The sequence below is a fragment of the Streptomyces sp. NPDC102490 genome (assembly GCF_044765285.1).
In the GTDB taxonomy this organism is placed as follows: Bacteria; Actinomycetota; Actinomycetes; order Streptomycetales; family Streptomycetaceae; genus Streptomyces.
The window spans coordinates 131625-153928 of the sequence record NZ_JBIWJU010000010.1; the positions used below are offsets into that span (position 1 = coordinate 131625).

16 protein-coding genes are annotated in these 22304 nt (G+C 73.7%); 6 read left to right on the forward strand and 10 right to left on the reverse strand.

The annotated features are described in order from the left end of the window. Positions 1-44: 44 nt before the first annotated feature. From ACIRGB_RS23765 to ACIRGB_RS23790, 6 genes are read right to left on the reverse strand one after another with little or no spacing between them, the layout of a single operon-like run. Entirely contained in the window at positions 45-869 is an 825-nt protein-coding gene (locus ACIRGB_RS23765) for an HpcH/HpaI aldolase/citrate lyase family protein (RefSeq protein WP_403868486.1), read from the reverse strand. Then, positions 866-2080 (reverse strand): CaiB/BaiF CoA transferase family protein, encoded by a 1215-nt coding sequence (locus ACIRGB_RS23770; protein WP_403868488.1) that lies wholly within the window; start codon positions 2078-2080, stop codon positions 866-868. Before ACIRGB_RS23770 ends, ACIRGB_RS23765 begins: the two co-directional genes overlap by 4 nt. Continuing rightward, on the reverse strand, positions 2038-3438 hold the full coding sequence (locus ACIRGB_RS23775; RefSeq protein WP_403868491.1) for an ADP-ribosylglycohydrolase family protein: 1401 nt from the start codon (positions 3436-3438) through the stop codon (positions 2038-2040). Before ACIRGB_RS23775 ends, ACIRGB_RS23770 begins: the two co-directional genes overlap by 43 nt. Continuing rightward, positions 3426-4604: an ADP-ribosylglycohydrolase family protein gene (locus ACIRGB_RS23780; RefSeq protein ID WP_403868494.1), complete on the reverse strand. Its 1179-nt coding sequence runs from the start codon at positions 4602-4604 to the stop codon at positions 3426-3428. Before ACIRGB_RS23780 ends, ACIRGB_RS23775 begins: the two co-directional genes overlap by 13 nt. Then, positions 4601-5875 carry an ADP-ribosylglycohydrolase family protein gene (locus ACIRGB_RS23785; RefSeq protein ID WP_403868497.1) on the reverse strand — a complete coding sequence of 425 codons (1275 nt, stop codon included), beginning with the start codon at positions 5873-5875 and terminating at the stop codon, positions 4601-4603. The genes ACIRGB_RS23780 and ACIRGB_RS23785 overlap by 4 nt, the downstream gene beginning before the upstream one ends. Beyond that, a complete protein-coding gene (locus ACIRGB_RS23790) occupies positions 5872-7035 on the reverse strand; it encodes an ADP-ribosylglycohydrolase family protein (protein ID WP_403868500.1) in 1164 nt (387 codons plus the stop codon). The genes ACIRGB_RS23785 and ACIRGB_RS23790 overlap by 4 nt, the downstream gene beginning before the upstream one ends. Positions 7036-7268: 233 nt before the next feature. Here ACIRGB_RS23790 and ACIRGB_RS23795 point away from each other — a divergent pair, with 233 nt between their 5' ends. From ACIRGB_RS23795 to ACIRGB_RS23805, 3 genes are all read left to right on the forward strand, one after another. Beyond that, positions 7269-8000, forward strand: coding sequence for a VIT1/CCC1 transporter family protein (locus tag ACIRGB_RS23795; protein ID WP_226024295.1), 732 nt, complete (start codon positions 7269-7271; stop codon positions 7998-8000). Positions 8001-8428: 428 nt separating this feature from the next. Then, on the forward strand, positions 8429-12967 hold the full coding sequence (gene gltB, locus ACIRGB_RS23800; RefSeq protein ID WP_403869113.1) for a glutamate synthase large subunit: 4539 nt from the start codon (positions 8429-8431) through the stop codon (positions 12965-12967). Next, a complete protein-coding gene (locus tag ACIRGB_RS23805; protein ID WP_403868503.1) occupies positions 12960-14423 on the forward strand; it encodes a glutamate synthase subunit beta in 1464 nt (487 codons plus the stop codon). Before gltB ends, ACIRGB_RS23805 begins: the two co-directional genes overlap by 8 nt. Positions 14424-14523: 100 nt before the next feature. On the opposite strand, the gene ACIRGB_RS23810 is transcribed toward ACIRGB_RS23805, so the two are convergent. Together ACIRGB_RS23810 and ACIRGB_RS23815 are read right to left on the reverse strand one after the other, a co-directional pair. Beyond that, the gene (locus ACIRGB_RS23810; RefSeq protein ID WP_403868506.1) at positions 14524-15453 is read right to left on the reverse strand and encodes a chitosanase; all 930 of its coding nucleotides are present in this window, start codon (positions 15451-15453) and stop codon (positions 14524-14526) included. Positions 15454-15514: 61 nt separating this feature from the next. Continuing rightward, on the reverse strand, positions 15515-16450 hold the full coding sequence (locus tag ACIRGB_RS23815; RefSeq protein WP_403868509.1) for a rhomboid family intramembrane serine protease: 936 nt from the start codon (positions 16448-16450) through the stop codon (positions 15515-15517). 153 nt (positions 16451-16603) lie between these two features. Between ACIRGB_RS23815 and ACIRGB_RS23820 the strand changes: the two genes are divergently transcribed. Then, the gene (locus tag ACIRGB_RS23820; RefSeq protein WP_403868512.1) at positions 16604-17329 is read left to right on the forward strand and encodes a vWA domain-containing protein; all 726 of its coding nucleotides are present in this window, start codon (positions 16604-16606) and stop codon (positions 17327-17329) included. 8 nt (positions 17330-17337) lie between these two features. On the opposite strand, the gene ACIRGB_RS23825 is transcribed toward ACIRGB_RS23820, so the two are convergent. After that, positions 17338-17967 (reverse strand): SIMPL domain-containing protein, encoded by a 630-nt coding sequence (locus ACIRGB_RS23825; protein WP_403868515.1) that lies wholly within the window; start codon positions 17965-17967, stop codon positions 17338-17340. 40 nt (positions 17968-18007) lie between these two features. Beyond that, the gene (locus ACIRGB_RS23830; protein ID WP_403868517.1) at positions 18008-18907 is read right to left on the reverse strand and encodes a hypothetical protein; all 900 of its coding nucleotides are present in this window, start codon (positions 18905-18907) and stop codon (positions 18008-18010) included. Positions 18908-19032: 125 nt separating this feature from the next. On the opposite strand from ACIRGB_RS23830, the gene ACIRGB_RS23835 reads away from it, so the two are divergent. Both ACIRGB_RS23835 and pepN read left to right on the forward strand, forming a co-directional pair. After that, positions 19033-19380, forward strand: a complete 348-nt coding sequence (locus ACIRGB_RS23835; protein WP_059299125.1) for a chorismate mutase — start codon at positions 19033-19035, stop codon at positions 19378-19380. 120 nt (positions 19381-19500) lie between these two features. Beyond that, a complete protein-coding gene (gene pepN, locus ACIRGB_RS23840) occupies positions 19501-22008 on the forward strand; it encodes an aminopeptidase N (RefSeq protein ID WP_403868520.1) in 2508 nt (835 codons plus the stop codon). Positions 22009-22304 lie beyond the last annotated feature (296 nt).

Consider the following 22304-nt stretch of genomic DNA (forward strand, 5'->3'; position numbering starts at 1 on the left):
GCCCGGGACTTCCCGGGCGCCCTCGGCGTATGCCGGGCCGGGGCTCAGGACAGGGTCGGCCGCCGGGCCAGCGCCAGGGTGCGCCGGGCCGTCGCCACCACGGCCGCGTCGATGAACCGGCCGTCCGGCAGCGCCTGCGCGCCCGGCTGGACCGTGGCCGCCTTGACGATCGTCTCCGCCTCCTCCAGCTCCCGCTCGGTCGGCAGGTACGCCCGCTCGATGATCGGCAGCTGGCGGGGGTGGATCGCGGCCCGCCCCAGGAACCCCAGGGCGCGGCCGTGGGCGCAGGACGCCGCCAGACCCTCCAGGTCCCGGGTGTCCGGATGCACCGTCTGGGACGGCGGCGCCAGCCCCGCCGCCCGCGCGGCCACCACCACCCGCGAGCGCGACCAGTCCAGGCCGGCGTCCCCGCGCACCCCCAGGTCGGCCCGCAGGTCCGCCTCCCCGAGGGCGATCCCGCGCAGCGCCGGGTGGGCGGCGGCGATCCAGTACGCCCGCTCCACCCCCAGGGCCGTCTCCAGCAGGGCGTACAGCGGCGGCCCGCCGGTGGTCTCGGCGACCTTGATGACCTGCTCCGGCGACGTGATCTTGGGCAGCCGCAGCCCGGACAGACCCGGCAGCGCGGCCAGTGCCGCCAGGTCGCCGGCGGCGAGCGGACCGTCCAGGGCGTTGACGCGGACGTGCACCGGCACCGGCTGCGGCTCGCCGAGCAGCTCGGCGGTGGCGTCACGGGCGTACTCCTTGCGGTCGGCGGCGACCGCGTCCTCCAGGTCGACCACCACCACGTCGGCACCGGCGGCCAGCGCCTTGGCCACCACCCGGGGCCGGTCCCCGGGGGCGTACAGCCAGGTCAGCGGGGGTGCGGTCATACGACGCCCTCCTCACGCAGCTCCTTCACGTCCGCCGGGGTGAGCCCCAGCCCGGTCAGCACCTCCTCGGTGTCGGCGCCGTGCGGGCGGCCCGCCCAGCGGATCGCGCCCGGGGTGGCGGAGAGCCGGAAGAGGACGTTCTGCATGCGCAGCGGGCCCAGCTCCGGATCGTCGACCGTGGTGAGGGTGTCGAGGGCCCGGTACTGCGGGTCGGTCATCACATCCCGCACGTCCTGGACCGGCGCGACGGCCGCCTCGGCCCTCTCGAACGCGGCGAGCACGTCGGCGCGGGAGTGCCGGGCGATCCAGTCGCCGACCGCGGTGTCCAGCACGTCGGCGTGCCGGGCCCGGTCGGCGCCCGTCGCGAACCAGGGCTCGTCGATCAGCTCCGGGCGGCCCACCAGGCGCATCACCCGTTCGGCGACCGACTGCGCCGAGGTGGAGACGGCGACCCAGGTGCCGTCGGCGGTGCGGTAGGTGTTGCGCGGGGCGTTGTTCTGCGAGCGGTTGCCGGTGCGCGGCTGGACGTGACCGAGCTGGTCGTACCAGAGAGGCTGCGGGCCCAGCACGGTCAGGATCGGCTCGATGATCGCCATGTCGACGACCTGGCCCTCGCCGGTGCGCTCCCGGGCGGCCAGCGCCGTCATCACGGCGTACGCCGTCGCCAGCGCCGCGATGGAGTCCGCGAGGCCGAACGGCGGCAGCGTCGGCGGCGCGTCCGGTTCGCCGGTCATCGCGGCGAAGCCGCTCATGGCCTCGGCGAGGGTGCCGAAACCGGGGCGGCGCGCGTAGGGGCCGAACTGGCCGAAGCCGGTGACCCGGGTCAGGACCAGGCGCGGGTTGACGGCGGACAGCTCGTCCCAGCCCAGGTTCCACTTCTCCAGGGTGCCCGGCCGGAAGTTCTCGACGACGACGTCGGCGGTGGCGGCGAGGCGGAGCAGCGTGGTGCGCCCGGCGGGTTTCGACAGGTCCAGGGTGATGGCGTGCTTGTTGCGGCCCAGCAGCTTCCACCACAGGCCCACGCCGTCCTTGGACGGGCCGTGCCCCCGGGAGGGGTCGGGCCGGGTGGGGTGCTCGATCTTGATCACCTCGGCGCCGAAGTCACCGAGCATGGTGGCGGCGAGCGGTCCCGCGAACAGGGTGGCGAGGTCGAGGACGCGCAGGCCGGTCAGGGGAGGGGAGACGGGGCGAGGGGCGGCGGGCTCGGGCATGGGCGGGTGGCCTCCCGGTGGGTGAGGTGGGCGAGGGTGTCGAAGCCGACGCCGTCGAAGTCGCCGACGGAGGTGGCCAGGCGGTTCTTCAGCGGGGCCGTCCAGTGCGCGGGCAGCGCGGCGGGGGAACCGGCCAGCAGTCCGGCGACGCTCCCGACGGTGGCGCCGTTGGAGTCGGTGTCCCAGCCGCCCGACACGACCCGCGCGACCGAGCCGGTGAAGTCGCCGTCCGCGTGGGTGAGCGCGGCGGCGATCAGGGCGGTGTTGGGGACCGCGTGCACCCAGTGGTGGGCGGGGGAGTGGACGGCGTGCAGCTCGTCCACGACCGTGTCGAAGTCGGCGTGCGCGCCCGCGAGCCGTACGGCGTGGCGGACGGCCCCGGCGAGGCGGGAGCCGGGCGGCACGACCGCGAGGCCGGAGCGCAGACAGGCGTGGACGTCCTGGGTGCCGCCGGCGGCGGTGGCGATGACGGCCGCCGCGAACATCGCCGCGTGGACGCCGACCGCGGTGTGCGTGAGGGTCGCGTCCCGGTGCGCCTGCCCGGCGGCGCCGGCCGGGTCGCCGGGGTTGGTCCAGCCGTGCGCGTCGGCGCGGATCAGGGCGCCGATCCACTCGCGGAACGGGTTGCGGTGACGGGCGGTGTCCGGGGGTTCGAGGCCGGTGAGGAGGTTGCGCAGGGCGAGGCGCTCGGCGGTGAAGGTACGGCCGGCCGGGAGTTCGTCGAGCCAGACCCGGGCCACGTCGGCCGTCTCGAAGCCCCGGCCGTGGCGCTGGAGCAGCTTCAGGCCCAGGAGCGGGTAGTTGAGGTCGTCGTCCTCCGGCATGCCGTCGATGTTCTCGGCCAGGGAGGTGGGCGCGGAGCGGCGGTTCCAGGGATACGCGGCGAGCAGGTCGCCAGGGACGCCCCGGGCGGTGAAGTACCTGGCCGGGGGCCAGTTCCCGGTAGCCCGGCCGAGCAGGCGGATGCCGGTCAGGGGCAGTTTCTCGACCGGCTTGCCCAGGAGGCACCCGACGGCGCGGCCGAGCCAGGCGGCCTCCAGACGGGAGGGGGGCACGGACGCGGCGGGGCGCGGGGTCGGCCAGTCGGGGCACAGGGCCCTGATCCGGCCGAGGTCCGTCGGCTCGGCGTCCGCCAGGGGAGCGGGCAGGCGGGCCAGTTCGTCCAGGAGCTCTTCGGCCAGGGCCCGGAGGCCGGGCGATGCGGGCCGGTCGGAGGCGCCCGCCCGGGGCGGGGCCTCGCCGCCGCCCGCCGTGCGCCAGCGGGCCGCCACCGCCGACGCGTCGCGGCCGTCCAGCCGTGCCTGGCGCAGTTCGTGGCCGACCAGGTCCTCGGGCTGGACCCAGGTCAGCCGGAGCATCCCGCGCCCCCGATCGCGGCGAACGCCTCCTCATGGGCGCGGCGGCGCCGTACGTCGCGCGCGAAGACCTCCCGCGCGACCCCGGTGAGCGTCGCCGCCGGTTCCCACAGGTCCAGGCGGCTCGCCTCCGCGACGGTCTTCGCCCAGTCCTCCGGCACCGGCGAGCCCAGCGCCCCGGCCAGGGCGCCCGCCATCGTGGCGATGGAGTCGCAGTCGCGGCCGTAGTTGACCGCGCCGAGCACCGCGTGCCGGAAGTCGCCGCCGGAGACGAGCAGCATGCCGAGGGCGACCGGCAGTTCCTCGATGGCGTGCAGGCGCGAGGGGCGGCGGGCACCGAGCGAGGGCGCCCGGTAGTCGGGGCCCACCGTGTCGTACGGGGCCACCGCCGCGCGCAGCGGTGCGAGCGCCGACTCGAACTCGGAGTGGCGTGACGCCACGTCGCACACGGCCTCGATCGCGGCCCGGGTGCCGTCCTTGGCCAGGGACAGCGCGGCGGCCACCACCGACTCGGGGGTCGCGCCCGGTGCGCAGGCCGCGGCCACCGCCGCCGCGAAGACACCGGCCGCCTCCCGGCCGTACGACGACTGGTGCGCGCCCGCGACGTCCAGGGCCTCGGCGTAGGCGGCCGCGGGGTGCGCGGCGTTGACCAGGCCGACCGGGGCCATGTACATCGCGGCACCGCAGTTGACGATGTTGCCGGTGCCGGCCTCGCGCGGGTCCACGTGGCCGTAGTGGAGCCGCGCGACCAGCCACTTCTCGGCGAGGAAGATCCGCTGGAGCGGAAGCGCCTCGGCCTCCAGTTCCGGGATCCAGCGCGGGTGGGTGATCAGGTCCGGGACCAGGTGCTCGGCGATCGCGTACGCGTCCAGGTGGTCGCGGACCGTGCCGTAGACCCGGACCAGCGCATGGGTCATCAGGGTGTCGTCGGTGACGTGGCCGTCGCCCTTGTGGTACGGGGCGAGGGGGCGGGCGGTGCGCCAGGCGTCGCCGTTCCAGGGGCCGACGACGCCGTGGACGCGGCCGCCGTGGCGTTCGAGGATCTGCTCGGGGGAGTAGCCCTCGACCGGGCCGCCGAGCGCGTCGCCGACGGCGGCGCCCACGAGGGCGCCGGTGACGCGCTCGTCGAGGGGTGCGGTGGAGCGGTGGTCCTGGGTGGGGGTGGTCATGGGGTGGTGCCTCGTCCTTCCGGTGGGGACGGTCGCGTGGCGTGCAGGAGACCGGCGAGTTCGACCAGGTCGGTGCCGGTGAGCCGGGGCAGTACGCAGCCGGGCAGGGTGCGGCAGGCGTCCCGCCAGGACGCGGGGAGCGACGTGCCGCCGCCGAGCGCGCCGGTGAGGGCGCCGGCCAGCGCGGGAGCGGAATCCGCGACCCTGGACAGACAGGCCGCCGCCGGTACCGCCTCCGCGACGCGGCCCCGGGCGGCGGTGGCCAGGGCGAGGGCGACCGGGACGGTCTCGGCGGCGGCGATGCCGTAGCTGTAGACGTGGTCGACGATGCGGTGCTCCAGGAGCGGGACGAGGGCGAAGGTGCTCCCGGCGTCCGCCGCGAGGGCCAGGGCGTGGCGGGCGTTGCGGCCGATCTCCGTCGCCTCGGGGAGTTCGGCGAGCGCGGCCCTCACGCAGGCGTCCACGTCGGCGCCGTCGAGGGCGCACGCCAGTGCCGCCGCCATGGCCCGCGCGCCGTGCACGCCGTCGCCGTCCTGGGTGTAGCGGGCGTCGAACTCGGCGAGGTCGGCGGCGGGGCGCGGGGCGCCGGGGTGGGCGACGGCGAGGACGCAGGCCCGTACGCAGGCGGCGTCGTCGAAGTAGTGCGGGTTGTCGTGGCCGGTGGCGGGCGGCCGCAGGCCGGTGGCGAGGTTGCCGAGCCCGGCCCGCACCGAGATGCGGGCGCGCAGCGGCAGCACCGCGGACTCCACCTCGGGGGCGCGGTCGGCCGCCGCGGCGACTTCGCTGGCGACGGCGTTCCAGGTCAGGTCGATCGCGGCCCGCATCCGGCGGTCCCGGCTCAGGTCCCCGAGCACGCTGTCGTCCCCGGCCCGCAGCACGGCCTCGGCCGCGAACGCCGCCCACTCGGCGTCGTCCGAGGGGCCCAGGCGCAGCGGTTCCGGAGGCTGGTTCAGGGCGATGGGGACGGGCAGGGTGGTGGTCGCGTTCTGCTCGGCGAAGGTGTCCAGCTCGCGGGTGAGGCGGCGCGTCCACTCCGGCATCCGGGCGGCCCGGTGCCGGGCGGCCGGCCAGCCGGCGGCGTCTCCCGCGGCGAGCCCGAGCAGCAGCCCCTCGATGCGGTCCAGCAGCGGCACCGCACGGGACGCCACCGTCCCCGGGCCGGTTCCCGGCCGTTGCCCGCTCCCGCCCGGCGGGTCCGTCCCCGGCCCCCCGGGCCCCTCGACGTACGCCGTGACGCCCGTCGCCCCGACCCCGGAACGCGCCGTGCTCACGGCCCGACCTTCGCCGGAGGGGTGGGGGCGGTGTCGCCGGGTGGTGCGGCCGGTGCCTGATGACGGGCTCGGTCCGGGTGACGCGGCGGCAACGCGACGGAGTCCGGGGCGGGGAGGCCGGCCCCGGGGTCGCCCACGTCTCGCGCGTCCGGCGGAGCCTCGCGTGCCGCCCGGGTCAGCAGGTCCGCCACCTCCAGGACGTGGTGGCCGGCCATCGTCGGGAGGCAGCTGCCGCGGGCCGGGGCGATGGCGGCGGCCCAGTCGGCCGGGATGGCGTGGACGCCGCGGGTCGCGCCGGCCAGGGCACCGGCCACCGCGGCCGTGGTGTCGGCGTCCCGGCCCATGTTGACGGCCGTCAGCACGGAGTCCGTGAAGTCGCCGTCGGCCGCCGCGTAGGCGCCGAAGGCGAGGGCGACGGCCTCCGGGGCCAGGTCGGTCCACGGGTAGCCGCCGATGACCACCGCGGAGCGCACCGCGCGTTCGCCCCGGTGGGCCGCCGTCAGCGCGCGGCGCAGACAGCGGGCCGTCCAGGAGTCGTCCGGGACGACGGCCAGCGCGGAGGCCGCCACCGCGACGGTCGACGCCCCGGCCATCGCCGCCGCCACGCCCGCCGCCACCGCCTGGCCGCCGTAGATCCCCTCGCCCTCGTGGCTGACCGAGCCGTCGATCGCGGCCAGCCGGGCCGCCTCGGCGGGGCGCCCGGCCGCGAACACGCCGTGCGGCGCGGCCCGCATGGCCAGTCCGTCGCTCCAGGCGTGCCGGTGCTGGGCGGAGATCGGGGCGGCGAGCCCCCGGCGCAGGTTCTCCAGGGTGCCGCGTTCGCTGAAGCCCGCGCCCCGGAACGGGCCCTCCTCCCGGTCCGCGATCCACTCGTGCCAGGCCGCCTCCACATGGGCCTGGGTCAGCCCGGCGCCGTGGCGGGCCAGCAGCAGCCCGGAGAAGATCGCGTACTCCGTGTCGTCCGTACCGGCGGGCCGGTCGGCGACGTACCCCGTGATGCGGCCCCAGCGGGCGCGGATCTCCGAGGGCTTCATGTTCTCGGCCGGCGCCCCGAGGGCGTCCCCGACGGCCAGTCCGAGCAGCGCGCCCCTGGCCCGGTCGCGGAGCCCGACGGTGTCGTGCGGCGCGGGGACCGGGGGAATGCAGGCGGTGGATGCCATGCGGCCTCTCCTCTCCCTCCGCACATCTGTCCCCGGCGCGGTGCGCACCGCAGCCGAACCGGGCGCAGCGTCACCCGGTCGACATATGAGCGGGCAAGATCACGAATGAGTGCGAAGAGGTAAAGCCGCAGGTAAGCGCAGCCTTTCCTTGCTGGCGAGGCGGAAATGATCGGCGTAGATTGTGTGTTGTTAAAAAGTGGAATGAGTCCAAACTAGCTCCCGGGGGGACCCTGATGGCCATCATCGAAACCGAGGCGCCACTGCACGAGGCGCACCGTGACAACCACACCCACCGCGACGTGAACGGCGGCTGGCTGCGCCCCGCCGTCTTCGGCGCGATGGACGGACTGGTCTCCAACCTCGCCCTGATGACCGGTGTCGCCGGCGGCACGGCGAGCCAGCAGACCGTGGTGATCAGCGGACTCGCCGGACTGGCCGCCGGCGCCTTCTCCATGGCCGCCGGCGAGTACACCTCCGTCGCCTCCCAGCGCGAGCTGGTCGAGGCCGAGCTGGACGTGGAGCGCCGCGAGCTGCGCAAGCACCCGGCGGACGAGGAGGCCGAGCTGGCCGCGCTCTACGAGGCGCGCGGCGTCGAGCCGGACCTCGCCCGCGAGGTGGCCCGCCAGCTCTCCAGCGACCCCGAGCAGGCGCTGGAGATACACGCCCGCGAGGAACTGGGCATCGACCCCTCCGACCTGCCCTCGCCGACGGTCGCGGCCGTGTCCTCGTTCGGGTCCTTCGCGCTGGGCGCCCTGCTCCCCGTCCTGCCGTTCCTGCTTGGCGCGAGTGCGCTGTGGCCCGCCGTGCTGCTCGCGCTGGCCGGACTGTTCCTGTGCGGCGCGGTGGTCGCCAAGGTCACGGCCCGCAGCTGGTGGTACAGCGGGCTGCGGCAGCTCGCCCTCGGTGGTGCGGCGGCCGGTGTGACGTATCTCCTGGGCAGCCTGTTCGGAACGGCCGTAGGATAGTCCGGCTCGAACTTATGCGGTGGACCGTATAAGTAGCCGTTACTCGCTGGTTTCGAGTACGTAATCTCCGGGCATGAGCCGTAAGCGCTGTGGGCAATGACGCCTGCCGTGCACTCGTGGAGTGGGCGACGACGCCCCCGCCACCCCCCTCGGACCGACGGACACCGATCTGCCCGCCCCGGTCCCCATAGCTTCCACCGCGGGTGCGGCACCCCACCGCCACCCTTCGGTGTCCGCATGCTGGAACGGATTGTCCCGTTTACCGAGAACTCATCCATCATGTAACCTGCACCAAATTTTGCACCCACCGCAGAGGGCCAACGTCGTCCCTCGGCACCTGCACATGCCAGATGACGACGACGGGAGAGCCGATGCGTACGCCGCGCCAGCCGTCCCAGCACTCCGCGAATGGCCAGAACTGGTCCTTCATGGATGCTCGCCCTGCTGCTCAGGGTATGTACGACCCCCGCAACGAACACGACGCGTGCGGCGTCGGTTTCGTCGCCACCCTCACCGGCGAGGCCTCCCACACCCTGGTCGACCAGGCGCTCACCGTGCTGCGCAACCTGGAACACCGCGGCGCCACCGGCTCCGAGCCCGACTCGGGCGACGGCGCGGGCATCCTCTCCCAGGTGCCCGACGCGTTCTTCCGCGAAGTGGCCGGATTCGAGCTGCCGGAGGCCGGGGCGTACGCCGTCGGCATCGCCTTCCTGCCGGGCGACGGCACCGAGGACGCCGTCTCGCGCATCGAGACGATCGCCGAAGAGGAGGGCCTCACCGTCCTCGGCTGGCGCGAGGTCCCGGTCGCCCCGCAGATGCTGGGTGCCACCGCCCGCTCCACGATGCCGGTGTTCCGCCAGATCTTCGTGAGCGACGGCGTCTCGCAGGGCATCGCGCTGGACCGCAACGCCTTCGCGCTGCGCAAGCGCGCCGAGCGCGAGGCCGGTGTCTACTTCCCGTCGCTGTCCGCGCGGACCATCGTCTACAAGGGCATGCTGACCACCGGCCAGCTGGAGCCGTTCTTCCCGGACCTGTCCGACCGCCGCTTCGCCTCCGCGATCGCGCTCGTGCACTCCCGGTTCTCCACCAACACCTTCCCGAGCTGGCCGCTCGCCCACCCGTACCGCTTCGTCGCGCACAACGGCGAGATCAACACGGTCAAGGGCAACCGCAACTGGATGCGCGCCCGCGAGTCCCAGCTGGCCTCGGACCTGTTCGGCTCCTCCGCGGACCTGGAGCGGATCTTCCCGATCTGTACGCCGGACGCCTCGGACTCCGCCTCCTTCGACGAGGTCCTGGAACTGCTGCACCTGGGCGGGCGCTCGCTGCCGCACTCCGTGCTGATGATGATCCCGGAGGCGTGGGAGAACCACGCCTCCATGCAGCCGGACCGGCGCGCCTTCTACCAGTTCCACTCCACGATGATGGAGCCCTGGGACGGCCCCGCCTGCGTCACCTTCACCGACGGCACCCAGGTCGGCGCCGTACTCGACCGCAACGGCCTGCGCCCCGGCCGCTACTGGGTCACCGACGACGGCCTCGTCGTCCTCGGCTCCGAGGTCGGCGTCCTCGACATCGACCCCGCCAAGGTCGTCCGCAAGGGCCGCCTCCAGCCCGGCCGCATGTTCCTCGTGGACACCGCCGAGCACCGCATCATCGAGGACGACGAGATCAAGGCCCAGCTCGCCGCCGAGCAGCCGTACGGCGAATGGATGGAAGCCGGCGAGATCGAGCTGTCCGACCTGCCCGAGCGCGAGCACATCGTGCACACCCACGCCTCGGTCACCCGCCGCCAGCAGACCTTCGGGTACACCGAGGAGGAGCTGCGCGTCATCCTCGCGCCGATGGCCAAGGCCGGCGCCGAGCCGATCGGCTCCATGGGCACCGACTCGCCGATCGCCGCGCTCTCCGAGCGCCCCCGGCTGCTCTTCGACTACTTCACCCAGCTCTTCGCCCAGGTCACCAACCCGCCGCTGGACGCCATCCGCGAGGAACTGGTCACCTCCCTGCGCTCCTCCCTCGGCCCCCAGGGCAACCTGCTGGACCCGACCGCCGCCTCGTGCCGCAGCGTCCTGCTGCCCTTCCCGGTGATCGACAACGACGAGCTGGCCAAGCTCATCCACATCAACGCCGACGGCGACATGCCGGGCTTCAAGGCCGCGACCCTCTCCGGTCTCTACCGGGTGCACGGCGGCGGCGACGCGCTGGCCGCGCGCATAGAGGAGATCTGCGCCGAGGCCGACGCCGCGATCGAGAACGGCGCCCGGCTGATCGTCCTGTCCGACCGCCACTCGGACGCCGAGCACGCGCCCATCCCGTCGCTGCTGCTCACCGCGGCCGTCCACCACCACCTCATCGGCACCAAGCAGCGCACCCAGGTGGGCCTGCTGGTCGAGGCCGGCGACGTCCGCGAGGTCCACCACGTCGCCCTGCTCATCGGCTTCGGCGCCGCCGCGGTCAACCCGTACCTCGCGATGGAGTCCGTCGAGGACCTGGTCCGCGCGGGCACCTTCCTGCCCGGCGTCGAGGCCGAGCAGGCCATCCGCAACCTGATCTACGCCCTCGGCAAGGGCGTCCTCAAGGTGATGTCCAAGATGGGCATCTCCACCGTCGCCTCCTACCGCGGCGCCCAGGTCTTCGAGGCCGTCGGCCTGGACGAGGCCTTCGTCGCCAAGTACTTCAACGGCACCACCACCAAGATCGGCGGTGTCGGCATCGACGTCGTCGCCAAGGAGGTCGCCGCCCGCCACGCCAAGGCGTACCCGGCCAGCGGCATCGCGCCGGCCCACCGCGCGCTGGACATCGGCGGCGAGTACCAGTGGCGCCGCGAGGGCGAGCCGCACCTGTTCGACCCGGAGACGGTCTTCCGCCTCCAGCACTCCACGCGCTCCGGCACGTACGACATCTTCAAGAAGTACACCGAGCGGGTGAACGAGCAGTCCGAGCGGCTGATGACGCTGCGCGGCCTGTTCGGCTTCAAGTCGGACCGGCAGCCGGTCCCCCTCGACGAGGTCGAGCCCGTCTCCGAGATCGTCAAGCGCTTCTCCACCGGCGCCATGTCGTACGGCTCCATCTCCCAGGAGGCGCACGAGACCCTCGCCATCGCCATGAACCAGCTGGGCGGCAAGTCCAACACCGGTGAGGGCGGCGAGGACCCGGAGCGCCTGTACGACCCGGCGCGCCGGTCCAGCATCAAGCAGGTCGCCTCCGGCCGCTTCGGCGTCACCTCCGAGTACCTGGTCAACGCCGACGACATCCAGATCAAGATGGCCCAGGGCGCCAAGCCCGGCGAGGGCGGCCAGCTGCCCGGCCACAAGGTGTACCCCTGGGTCGCCAAGACCCGGCACTCCACCCCGGGCGTCGGCCTGATCTCCCCGCCGCCGCACCACGACATCTACTCCATCGAGGACCTGGCCCAGCTGATCCACGACCTGAAGAACGCGAACCCGCAGGCGCGGATTCACGTCAAGCTGGTCTCCGAGGTCGGCGTCGGCACGGTCGCGGCGGGTGTGTCCAAGGCGCACGCGGACGTGGTGCTCATCTCCGGCCACGACGGCGGTACGGGCGCTTCGCCCCTGACGAGTCTCAAGCACGCGGGCGGCCCCTGGGAGCTGGGCCTCGCCGAGACCCAGCAGACCCTGCTGCTCAACGGCCTGCGCGACCGGATCGTCGTGCAGACCGACGGCCAGCTCAAGACCGGCCGCGACGTCGTCATCGCCGCGCTGCTGGGCGCCGAGGAGTTCGGTTTCGCGACCGCGCCGCTCGTCGTCTCCGGCTGCGTCATGATGCGCGTCTGCCACCTGGACACCTGCCCGGTCGGCATCGCCACCCAGAACCCGGTGCTGCGCGAGCGGTTCTCCGGCAAGGCCGAGTACATCGTGAACTTCTTCCGGTTCATCGCCGAGGAGGTCCGCGAGATCCTCGCCGAGCTGGGCTTCCGCTCCATCGAGGAGGCCGTCGGCCACGCCGAGACCCTCGACGTGACCCGCGCGGTCGACCACTGGAAGGCGCAGGGCCTGAACCTGGAGCCGCTGTTCCACGTGCCCGCGCTGGCCGAGGGCGCGGTGCGCCACCAGGCCATCGGCCAGGACCACGGCCTGGAGAAGGCACTCGACAACCAGCTGATCAAGCTCGCCTCCGACGCGCTGGCCGCCCCGGACGCCACCCAGGCCGCCCCGGTGCGCGCCCAGGTCGCGATCCGCAACATCAACCGCACGGTCGGCACCATGCTCGGCCACGAGGTCACCAAGAAGTTCGGCGGCGGCGGTCTGCCCGACGACACCGTCGACATCACCTTCACCGGCTCCGCCGGCCAGTCCTTCGGCGCCTTCGTCCCGCGCGGCATCACCCTGCGCCTGGAGGGCGACGCCAACGACTACGTCGGCAAGGGCCTGTCCGGCGGCCGGATCGTCGTCCGCCCCGACCGGGGCGCCGACCACCTCGCCGAGTACTCCACCATCGCCGGCAACACCATCGGCTACGGCGCCACCGGCGGCGAGATGTTCCTGCGGGGCAAGGTCGGCGAGCGCTTCTGCGTCCGCAACTCCGGCGCGCTGGTCGTCTCCGAGGGCGTCGGCGACCACGGCTGCGAGTACATGACCGGCGGCCACGCGGTCGTCCTCGGCGAGACCGGACGCAACTTCGCGGCCGGCATGTCCGGCGGCATCGCCTACGTCGTCGACCTCGACCGCGACAACGTCAACGTCGGCAACGTCGACGCGATCCGGGCCCTGGACGACGCCGACAAGGACTGGCTGCACGACGTGGTGCGCCGCCACGCCGAGGAGACCGGGTCCACGGTCGCCCAGAAGCTGCTCGCCGACTGGCCCGTCGCCGTGGAGCGCTTCAGCAAGATCATCCCCAGCACGTACCAGGCAGTGCTCGCCGCCAAGGACGCCGCCGAGCGAGCCGGTCTCTCCGAGACCGAGACCACCGAGAAGATGATGGAGGCGGCGACCAATGGCTGATCCCAAGGGCTTCCTGAACCACGGACGCGAGGTCGCCAGGACCCGCCCCGTCGAGGAGCGCGTCAAGGACTGGAACGAGGTCTACGTCCCCGGCTCCCTGCTGCCGATCATCAGCAAGCAGGCCAGCCGCTGCATGGACTGCGGCATCCCGTTCTGCCACAACGGCTGCCCGCTCGGGAACCTGATCCCCGAGTGGAACGACTACGCCTACCGCGAGGACTGGTCGGCGGCGTCCGAGCGCCTGCACGCCACCAACAACTTCCCGGAGTTCACCGGCCGTCTGTGCCCGGCCCCGTGCGAGTCGGCGTGCGTGCTCGGCATCAACCAGCCGCCGGTCACCATCAAGAACGTCGAGGTCTCGATCATCGACAAGGCGTGGGAGACCGGGGACGTCGCCCCGCAGATCCCGGAGCGCCTGTCCGGCAAGACCGTCGCCGTCATCGGCTCGGGCCCGGCGGGCCTGGCCGCCGCCCAGCAGCTCACCCGGGCCGGCCACACCGTCGCCGTCTACGAGCGCGCGGACCGCATCGGAGGTCTCCTCCGCTACGGCATCCCCGAGTTCAAGATGGAGAAGCGGCACATCAACCGCCGCATAGAGCAGATGCGCGCGGAGGGCACCCGCTTCCGCACCGGCGTCGAGATCGGCCGCGACCTCAAGGCGACCGACCTGAAGAAGCGCTACGACGCCGTCGTCATCGCCGCCGGTTCCACCACCGCCCGCGACCTGCCGGTCCCCGGCCGCGAGCTGAACGGCATCCACCAGGCGATGGAGTACCTGCCGCTGGCCAACAAGGTCCAGGAGGGCGACTACGTGGCGCCCCCGATCACCGCCGAGGGCAAGCACGTCGTCGTCATCGGCGGCGGTGACACCGGCGCCGACTGCGTGGGCACCGCCCACCGTCAGGGCGCGGCCTCCGTGACCCAGCTGGAGATCATGCCCCGGCCGGGCGAGGAGCGGGACCCGGCGCGCCAGCCGTGGCCGACCTTCCCCATGCTCTACAAGGTCACCAGCGCCCACGAGGAGGGCGGCGAGCGGGTCTACGCCGTCTCCACCACCCACTTCGAGGGCGACGAGGACGGCAACGTCCAGTGGCTGCACCTGAGCGAGGTCGAGTTCATCGAGGGCAGGCTGACCCCGAAGCCGGGCACCGAGCGCAAGATCCCGGCCCAGCTGGTCACCCTCGCCATGGGCTTCACCGGCACCGACAAGGAGAACGGTCTCGTCGACCAGTTCGGCCTGGAGCTCGACGAACGGGGTAACATCGCCCGGGACGCCGACTTCCAGACCAACGTGCCGGGTGTGTTCGTCGCCGGTGACGCCGGCCGCGGCCAGTCGCTCATCGTCTGGGCGATCGCCGAGGGCCGCTCGGCCGCGCGCGGCGCCGACCGCTTCCTGACCGGGGCCAGCGACCTGCCGGCCCCGATCCGCCCGACCGACCGCGCCCTCGCGGTCTGACGGACGGAACAACCGAAGAACGTCCCGCACAAAGGCGTGCGGAACACTGATGGCGCCTGCCCCGTCCCCGACCGGACCAAGGGCAGGCGCTGTCGCATGCTCAGGGCACCCGGTAGGTGTCCCCGTACATCTCCCACACCAGCGGCGTCGCCAGCTCCAGGTTCCCGGCGGCGAGGAACCGGCGCTGGGCCGTGCCGACGCGGGAGGTGTCGATGCCCGGGCGCTTGGCCTCCATGGCCCGCTCGCGCACGCCCAGGAAGGTGTCCAGGTAATCCTGTTCGGCACCGCCCTGGCCCGGCGTCCTCGCCTCGGCCATGGCCCGCTGGCGCAGCCCGTAGAAGCCCTCGGCGTCCGTGTCCGGGCCGTGGAAGACCATCGCGTCGTAGTAGACGAACTGGCCGAGCGTGCCCAGGCCGTCCAGCTTGGCCAGGCGCACCGCCGGTTCGAAGTAGACCCGGTCGCGCTCCTCCTCCTGGGCCGCGCGGAACGCCGGGACCTCCGCCTCCGCCTTCCACGCCGCGGTGAAGCCCGGGTCCAGGCCCTCGTGGGAGTCGCTGCCGTCGACCTCGCGCAGGGCGGGCAGGTACGCGGCCAGGCCGTTGCCGGGGTGGGCCTCGGTGTAGCGCTCGACCAGAGCGAGCAGGTCGTGGGTGCCGGTGCAGAAGCCGATGATGCCCGCGGTGTACCCGTCGCCGTCCCCGAGGTCCTCGATGCTGCCGTAGGCCGTGCGCCACCGCGTGGTCGAGTTCTCGGCGCTGGACACGAGCTGCTGGGCCAGCTCCTTCTTCGCCGGTGCGGCGAGCCCCGGCGGCAGGTCGGCGATGAGCGCGTCGTCCGCCTCCCGCTCCTGTTCGGCCCGCTCCTTGGCGTCGTCGCGGGCCGAGCGGGCGGTGGCCGACGAGGACGCGGACGCGGCGGCCGCGGTGTCCGCCGGCCCTGCCCTCCTCGCCGGGCCGTCCGGCACGGCGAGGTACACGCCCGCGGCGATCACGGGCAGGGCTCCGAAGAGCAGCAATCCGGCACGTTTCACAGGGGGACACCTCTCCTGGGGGGCAGCTCGCGCAGCGGGGGACGCTCACGGCGGGGACGTCTCACAGGGGGAGGCCCCCGCCCGTCAGCTCGGACACTCTGACCGCCGCCGCGACCGCCAGCAGTACCAGCAGCGCGGCACCCGTACCGGCCTGCACCGCCGCCCGGCGTCCGTCCCGGGGCGCGTACGCGAACGCCAGGGCCAGTGCGCCGCCCACCAGCAGGCCGCCGAGGTGCCCCTGCCACGAGGTGAACCAGGCGGAGACCACCAGCCACAGCAGCAGCCCGGCCATGAGGCGGTCGACCCGGGCCATGTCGGCGCCCAGCCGGCGGTGCAGCACGTAGTACGCGGCCCCCACGCCGAAGACCGCGCCGGACGCGCCGACCGAGACCTGCCCGGGGTCGGCGAGGAGCAGCTCCAGCACGGAACCGCCGAGCGCCGACAGCAGGTACAGGGCGGCGAACCGGACCCGGCCGAGCATCAGCTCCACCACCCGCCCCAACTGCCACAGCGCGACCATGTTCAGCGTGACGTGCAGAATCCCGAACGTGCCCTCGAAGGGCGACTGGTGGAGGAAGGCGCTGGTGAGCATCCGCTCCCACTCGCCCCCGGCGACACCTTCCACCCGCGGCACCCCGAGGACGAAGAGCGGCTGGTCCGCGGGGTAGTAGCCGCCGTCCGGAGCGACCAGCCGGGCACCGACCATGGCGAACCGGTCCACGATCTCCGGCCGCACCACCTCCGCCAGATACGCGAGCACGGTGAGCGCGAACAGCACGTACGTCACCACCGGCGTCGTCGACACCCGGCCGCCCGCGAGGGTCCGGGCCTGCCGCACCGACCGCGCCGCCTCCTTCACACACTCGGGGCACTGGTGGCCGACGGGCGCCGCACGCATGCAGTCGGGGCAGATGTACCGCTCGCAGCGGGTGCAGCGGACCTGGCACTCCACCGCGGGATGGCGGTAGCAGGGGGTGGCGGTGGACTCGGAATCCACGGGGCCGGCTCCTCGGGACGGGCGGACGGTGAGCCGGTGGGGACGGCGGCGAACAAAATAGCGAATGCCCGGGGACCGGCGCAGCGGCGGGGTGCGCCGTGCCGTAACCTCGGCACCCGGATGCCGCAGGGCAGGGGTGACGGGGGAGTCCGCATGGCCGCGATCAGTCTCACCAAGGTGCGGGAGACGGCGCCCGCGCTGGTCGATCTGTACAAGACCGCCGGGGTGTCGCTCACCCGGCACGGCATGGAGGGGACCCGGGCGGCGGTCTACCTCGTCGTCGACTACTCCGGCTCGATGAAGCCGTACTACAAGGACGGCAGCGTGCAGGCGCTCGCCGACCGGGTGCTGAGCCTGTCCGCCCACCTCGACGACGACGGCACCGTGCCCGTGGTGTTCTTCTCCACCGACGTCGACGCCGTCACCGAGATCGCGCTCGCCGACCACCAGGGGCGCATCGAGCGGATCGTGGCCGGTCTCGGGCACATGGGCAAGACCAGCTACCACCTGGCCATGGACGCCGTCATCGACCACTACCTGGACAGCGGCGCCCGCCACCCCGCCCTGGTCGTCTTCCAGACCGACGGCGGCCCGATCAACCGGCTCGCCGCCGAGCGGTACCTGTGCAAGGCGGCGCCGCTGCCGCTGTTCTGGCAGTTCGTCGGCTTCGGCGACCCGGACAGCCGCCAGTTCGAGTACCTGCGGAAACTCGACGAACTGGCGGTGCCCGGCAAGCGGGTCATCGACAACGCCGGGTTCTTCCACGCGGGCCGCGACCCGCGCCAGGTGACCGACGCCGACCTGTACGACCGGCTCGTGGGCGAGTTCCCGCAGTGGCTGGCGACCGCACGCGCCCAGGGCATCGTGCGGCCCGCCTGAGCCGGCGGTCAGTGCCTGAGCGAGAAGCCCAACGCGACCCGGGCGGAGACCTCCACCACTCCCGGAGCCAGCGCGCCGGGCGGTCCGCCGCCCGCCGAGGCACGGAAGGCGGCGACCGGCTCGGCCTCCACGTCCTGGATGTGCAGGACCGGCCCCAGCCGCGCGTCCGCCGCCTCCGCGTACACCTCGGCCTTGCGGCGGGCCGCGGCCACGGCCCTGCGCCGTGCCTCGTCGAGCAGCCCGGGTCGGTCGCGCACGTCGAACTCGACGCCGTCGATCCGGTGCGCGCCCGCCTCGACCACGTTCGCGACCAGCCGCTCCAGCTCGTCCAGCGCCTCGGTCTCCACCGCGTAGGAGGCCTGGCACCGGTAGCCGAGCAGCGTGCGGCCACGGCCGTGACCGTCGTACTCCGAGCTGAGGCCCAGCCGGGAGCCCGACACCGAGGCGTCCGGCACGCCGTGCCGGCGCAGGACCTCCCGCAGCCGGGCCACGGCCTCCCCGGCCCGCTGGAAGGCCAGCTCCGGCGACGGTTCCAGCACGTCCACGGCCGGCCGGACCCGCGCGAGTGACGGTTCGGCCCGCACCGTGCCCGAGCCGAACACGCTGATGCCCCAGGGTTCTTCGATGGCCTGTGTCATACGGGCATTCAAGCAGCGACCCGGCACCGCGCGTGCCCGATCACGTGTCGCACTCCAGCACCGTCCGGCACAGCCCGCACCGCGCCCGGACCCGCCCGCGCACCGGCACCCTGATCCGCTGGTGGCAGGTCGGGCAGGGGAACGACACCCGGAGCTGTCCGGGCGGGCGAGCGGTGAAGGAGTAGGGGTCGCCGTCCGCCGCCGCCTGGGCGGTGTGCGGGTCCTGCGCCTGCCGGCGGTCCCGGGCGTAGCGGCGGCGGCCCGCCCAGCCGGCCGCGGTCAGCGGCGGCTGCCGCTCGTCCCGGCGCGCCCGGGCCAGGCCCTTGCCGTACGCCGTGTACGCCTGCGGACTCGTGAACCACACCGACGGGTCCTCGCCGAACAGCAGCGCCCGCTTGGCCAGCACGTAACCGAACTCCTCCGGCGTCAGGTACCCCAGCTTCTGCGAGGTCGCCGCGTCCTCCCGGTAGGCGTCGAGCAGCAGCCAGCCCGCGCCCAGGTACGTCGTCGCCGTGTCGGTGAGGATCTCGTTGTCCCGGGTGGAGGGGAAGGACAGGTCGAGGCGGTGCAGGTACACGTGCATCACCTCGTGCGCGAGGGCCGCGCCGATGTCCCGGCGATGGGTGCGGAAGCGGTCGTTCAGCTCGATGAAGTACTCCGGGCCCGCCGTCAGTTCCACGTTCGCCGCGTGGGTCATCTCGCGGAACGAGACGATCATGCGGGCGTCGGGCAGCCGGTAGTGCCGCACCAGCTCGTGCGCCACCCGCTGCGTGCCCAGGTGCAGGTCGTCCGTGTCGCAGAACGCCACGTCCACCGGGGCCACACTGGCCGAGAACGTCCGGACGGTGTCGTACGACAGCCGCCGGTACAGCGCCGTGACCGCCTCCCGCACCGTCTCCAGGTGCGGGAACCCGTGCTCGACCGGTCCGCCGTTCGCCACGCCCGACCCCCAAGACGCCTGGACCCTGCCTCCTGAACCCTGCTCCCACTGTACGAGGACCCGGCGGCGTTCAGCGCCTGAGACGGTCTGCGACAGCCGGGCCGGCGCCCGTAGGGTGTGCGCCCATGACCACCAGCAACACCGGTACCGATGCCGTCGAACCCGCCGTCCGCGAGGAGCTGGCCCGGCTGCGGGACAGTATCGACAACATCGACGCGGCCGTCGTCCACATGCTCGCCGAGCGCTTCAAGTGCACCCAGCAGGTCGGCCACCTCAAGGCCCGCCACCGGCTGCCGCCCGCCGACCCGGCCCGGGAGGCCCAGCAGATCGCCCGGCTGCGCACCCTCGCCGAAAGCGCCAAGCTGGACCCGGCGTTCGCCGAGAAGTTCCTGAACTTCATCGTCGCCGAGGTGATCCACCACCACGAGCGCATCGCGGAGAGCAACGGCGGCGGCGCGCGGGCCTCCGACTGAGACGGGCCGCGCCCCCGTCCGCGGGGGCGCCCGCCCGCGGAGCGCGACCGCCGCCGCGACGGACCGGACATACGGCGCGTACCGAACCGCCTCTGTGCCCTGCCCACCGCATCAGGCAGCATGTCGTGCATGTCCGTACTGACGCGCGACGAAGCGCAGACCCGTGCCCGGCTCCTCGACGTCCACCACTACGCGATCGACCTCGATCTGACCGGTGGGGACGAGACCTTCGGCTCCCGGACCGTCATCCGGTTCACCGTCCGCGGCGACACGGACAGCACGGACACGTTCGTCGAGGTCAAGCCCGCCGAGCTGCGCACCGTCACCCTGGACGGACACCCCCTGGACCCGGCCGCCCTGGACGAGAACCGGCTGGCGCTGAAGAACCTCGCGCCCGGCGAGCACGAGCTGCGCGTCGAGGCCGCCATGCGCTACTCCCGCACCGGCGAGGGCATGCACCGCTTCACCGACCCCGCCGACGGCGAGACCTACGTCTACACCCAGCTCTTCCTCGACGACATCCAGCGGGTCTACGCCGCCTTCGACCAGCCCGACCTCAAGGCCGTCTTCGACCTCACCGTGACCGCCCCCGAGGGCTGGACCGTCCTCGCCAACGGCGTCACCGAGCACACCGGCGACGGCCGCTGGAAAGCCGCCACCACCCCGCTGATCTCCACCTACCTCGTCGCCGTCGCCGCCGGCCCCTGGCACTCCGTGCGCACCGAACACCGCGGCCTGCCCTTCGGCATCCACTGCCGCCGCTCGCTCGCCCCGCACCTGGACGCCGACGCCGACGAACTCTTCGAGGTCACCCGGGCCTGCTTCGACCGCTACCACGAGAAGTTCGACGAGCCCTACCCCTTCGACTCCTACGACCAGGCGTTCGTCCCCGAGTTCAACGCCGGCGCCATGGAGAACCCCGGCCTGGTCACCTTCCGCGACGAGTTCGTCTTCCGCTCCGCCGTCACCGACACCCAGCGGCAGACCCGCGCCATGGTCATCGCCCACGAGATGGCCCACATGTGGTTCGGCGACCTCGTCACCCTGCGCTGGTGGGACGACATCTGGCTGAACGAGTCCTTCGCCGAGTACATGGGCTACCAGACCACCGCCGAGGCCACCCGCTTCACCGACACCTGGACCGACTTCGGCGTCACCCGCAAGGCCTGGGGCTACGACGCCGACCAGCGCCCCTCCACCCACCCCGTCGCCCCGGAGGACGTCCGGGACACCGCCTCCGCGCTGCTCAACTTCGACGGCATCTCCTACGCCAAGGGCGCCTCCGCCCTGCGCCAGCTCGTCGCCTGGCTCGGCGAGAAGGACTTCCTGGCCGGCATCAACACCCACTTCGAGCGGCACAAGTTCGCCAACGCCTCCCTCGCCGACTTCATCGACTCGCTGGCCGCCGCCACCGACCGCGACGTCCACGCCTGGGCCGACGCGTGGCTGCGCACCACCGGCGTCGACACCCTCGTCCCGAGCGTCACCGGCGACAACGGCAGCCGCGCCCTCACCGTCCGGCGCACCGGCGAGCGCCCCCACCGCATCACCGTCGGCCTCTACGACCAGAACCCGGGCGACGCGGGCCGCCTCACCCCGCGCGAACGCCTCGACCTCGACGTCCCCCAGGCCGAGCCCCGGCCCATCGGCAAGCTCCCCGCCCTGGTCGTGCTCAACGACGGCGATCTGAGCTACGCCAAGGTCCGCTTCGACGCCGACTCCTTCCGGACCCTGCGCGAGAGCCTGTCGGGACTGCCCGACCCGCTCACCCGGGCCGTCGTCTGGAACGCGCTCAGGGACGCCGTCCGCGACGGCGAACTCCCCGCCGCCGCCTACCTGGACATCGCCCGCGCCCACCTCCCGCACGAGACGGACCTCGCGCTCGTCGACGGCGTCCTCGCCTTCGCCGCCGGCCAGGTCGCCGACCGCTACGTCACCCCCGAGCAGCGGCCCGCCGCCCTGCACACCCTCGCCGAGCTGTGCCGCGACCTGATCCGCCGCACCGAGGACGGCGACCACCCCGGACTGCGCCTGATCGCCGTCCGCCACCGCATCGCGACGGCCGCCCACCCCGACACCATCGCCGCCTGGCTCGCCGACGGCACCGTGCCCGGTGGTCCCGAACTCGACCCCGAGCTGCGCTGGCGCATCCTCACCCGGCTCGCCGTCCTCGGCGCCACCGACGAGGACGCCATCGCCGCCGAGCTGGCCGACGACCCGAGCGCCACCGGCCAGGAGGGCGCCGCCCGCTGCCGCGCCGCGCTGCCCGACGCCGAGGCCAAGGCCCGCGCCTGGGACGCCATGTTCGCCTCCGACGACCTCTCCAACTACCTGTTCACCGCCACCGCCCAGGGCTTCTGGCAGCCCGAACAGGCCGACCTCGTACGGGAGTACGTACCGCGCTACTACCCCGAGGCCGTCGCGCTCGCCGCCCGCCGCGGCCCCGCCATCGCCGACGCCGCAGGACGCTGGGCCTTCCCCGCCCACGCCGTCGACGCCGACACCCTCCGCCTCGGCCGGGAGTGCCTCGCGGACGCCGACCCGATCCCCGCCCTGCGCCGCAAGCTCGCCGACCAGCTCGACGACCTGGCACGCGCCCTGCGGGTGCGGGAGGCCAACACGGACTGACGCACCGGACCCGGCCGGTCCGCCCCGGGGCGTCCCGGGCGCGGGGACGGACCGGCCGCGGGGGACCGGTCGGGACCCGGCCGGGAGCCGGGGGGGATACCCTTTCGGGTCCCCGCCCTGCGCCGCAAGCTCGCCGACCAGCTCGACGACCTGGCACGCGCCCTGCGGGTGCGGGAGGCGAACACGGACTGACGCGCCGGACCCGGCCGGTCCGCCCCGGGGCGTCCCGGGCGCGGAGGCGGACCGGCCGCGGGGGACCGACCGCGACCCGGCCGGGGGGGCGGGGGATACCCCTT